The 2,019-nt window shown below is 59.6% G+C and carries 2 protein-coding genes; one reads left to right on the forward strand and one right to left on the reverse strand.

The features are described 5' to 3' along the window. Window positions 1-95 precede the first annotated feature (95 nt). The gene (locus VJR29_03080) at window positions 96-680 is read left to right on the forward strand and encodes an NAD(P)H-dependent oxidoreductase (protein HKY62379.1); all 585 of its coding nucleotides are present in this window, start codon (window positions 96-98) and stop codon (window positions 678-680) included. On the opposite strand, the gene VJR29_03085 is transcribed toward VJR29_03080, so the two are convergent. After that, window positions 666-1,550, reverse strand: a complete 885-nt coding sequence (locus tag VJR29_03085) for a rhomboid family intramembrane serine protease (protein ID HKY62380.1) — start codon at window positions 1,548-1,550, stop codon at window positions 666-668. The two genes, VJR29_03080 and VJR29_03085, sit on opposite strands and share 15 nt — an antisense overlap. Window positions 1,551-2,019 lie beyond the last annotated feature (469 nt).

Below are 2,019 nucleotides of genomic sequence, written 5' to 3' on the forward strand. Positions count from 1 at the left end.
ATTTCGACCAGGACATCCATCGAGGTCTCTCTAGCCAAAACGGGAAGCCCTAAAAAGCATTTTATTTGCCGCACCGCCTTGTTTATGCTCGCTCCATGTCCAATCCCGTCAAAATCCTCGCCTTCGCCGGCAGCACCCGCACCGGCTCCTTCAACAAGAAGCTGCTCAAGACCGCGGTCGCCGCCGCTCAAGCCGCCGGCGCCGAAGTCACGGTGGTCGATCTTCGGGATTTGCCGATGCCGCTTTACGACGGCGACCTCGAAAGCGCCTCGGGGATCCCCGAGAATGCGATGAAGCTGAAGGAATTGATGCTGAAGCACCAAGGCTTCCTCATCGCCTCGCCGGAATACAACAGCTCGATCACCGGCGTCCTCAAGAACGCCATCGACTGGGCCTCGCGCTCGGCGCCGAACGAGGCTCCCCTCGCCTGCTTTTCCGACAAGGTCGTGGGCTTGATGAGCGCCTCGCCCGGCGCCCTGGGCGGCCTCCGCAGCCTGGCCACGGTGCGCTCGATCCTGGGAAATATCGGCTGCCACGTCCACCCGCATCAAGTGGCGGTGCCGCGGGCCCACGAGGCCTTCGACGAAGAAGATCGGCTCAAAGACCCCAAGCAAAGGGCCAATGTCGAGAAGATCGGCGAAAAAGTCGTGGAAATGGCGCGGAAGCTAAGCGCGGGTTAGCTTGGCGGCGAAAAATCCCCAGAGCATCCCGGCGGCCAAGCCGACGCCGTGGGCCCAATTCGCCACCGGCCCCATCAAGCCGGTGAGGCAAAGGAAGAACCATAAGATCATCATCGTGACGACGCTCTGGTTGAGCGAAAGACCGGAGTGAGGATCGACCCGGCCGCGGATCCAGACGTAGCCGAGTAGGCCGTAAACCACGCCCGACATCCCGCCGAAGTTGGGTCCCTTCATCCAATACTGGCCCAAGTTCGAAAGAATCGCGAAGGCCAGGACCAAGATCAAGAAATGGAGGCTGCCGAGCTTGCGCTCCAGGATGGTCCCCAGATCCTTCAACCACAGCATGTTGAAGAGAATGTGGAGCAGTCCCGAATGGAGGAAGATCGGCGTCACCAGTCGCCAGACTTGGCCGTGAAGAACCTCAGGCAAATCGGTTCGCCATTGGAGGTAGGGCCCGACGATCTGGTAGTTGCTGATATAGAAATAGTCGATCCAGCGGCCGGTGGTGTCGGCGTAGGAAAGCAGGGTCAGCGCCACGCTGAGCCCGATCAAGACTGCGGTGACCGGGCTCAGGCTGGTATCGAGACGGTGCCAGTGAGTCCGCACGTCGATGACGCGGGATTTTTTGTCGAGCTTCCGTTTGATGGAGCGAATTTCAGCGGCTTGGCCAGAGGCTCCGTAGAAAGCTTGGTTCCGAGGATCCTGTTGGAATTCGGCAAAGAGCTTTTCGGCTTCGGCCAGGTGGGCATCGTCATGAACCCAGACTTGGGCCTGACCTCCGTCGACTTCGACCTGGTTGGGGATTCCCTTGACCAGGAGAAAGTCGCTGAAACTCTTGGCCTGGGCCGAATTCGCGATGGTGCCGATCATGCGCATCGCCCCGGCTCATAGCCGGATTTACTTTCGTCGTCGAGCGTTCTTCCGGCTGCTTGCGATTGCGTGCGTGGACCTCAGCGCGTTGTTTAAGCGTTCTTGCCCGGTCGGGGAGCCCGGGGACATCCTCCTCACTTTTTTCCCCGGCCCTCAAGCCGGGCCGGGGAAAGCTTGGTCCATCGATATCTATTGGATGCTTTAGGGTGATCGATGGCCCCAAAGCCGTTCGGAGAATGTCCCCGGGCTCCCCGACCTACCTTGGGCAGAAGCGCGAAATGGTTTTGTGCCCAAGCTTCTTCTTTGACGGTAGGCCGGGGGTTGGGGGCGGGGACCCTTCTCAAAATATCTCTGCAGGAGGGAGGGCGTACGAAGGCCGAGAAATCCGTCGGAGCAAAAAACTTAGGGGCTGACGAAGGAAGCCACTAAGTTTTATTGCGAAGCGGATTTCTCGGCCTGAGTAGCTCGA

The organism is bacterium (assembly GCA_035281585.1).
Lineage (GTDB): Bacteria > UBA10199 > UBA10199 > DSSB01 > DSSB01 > DATEDP01.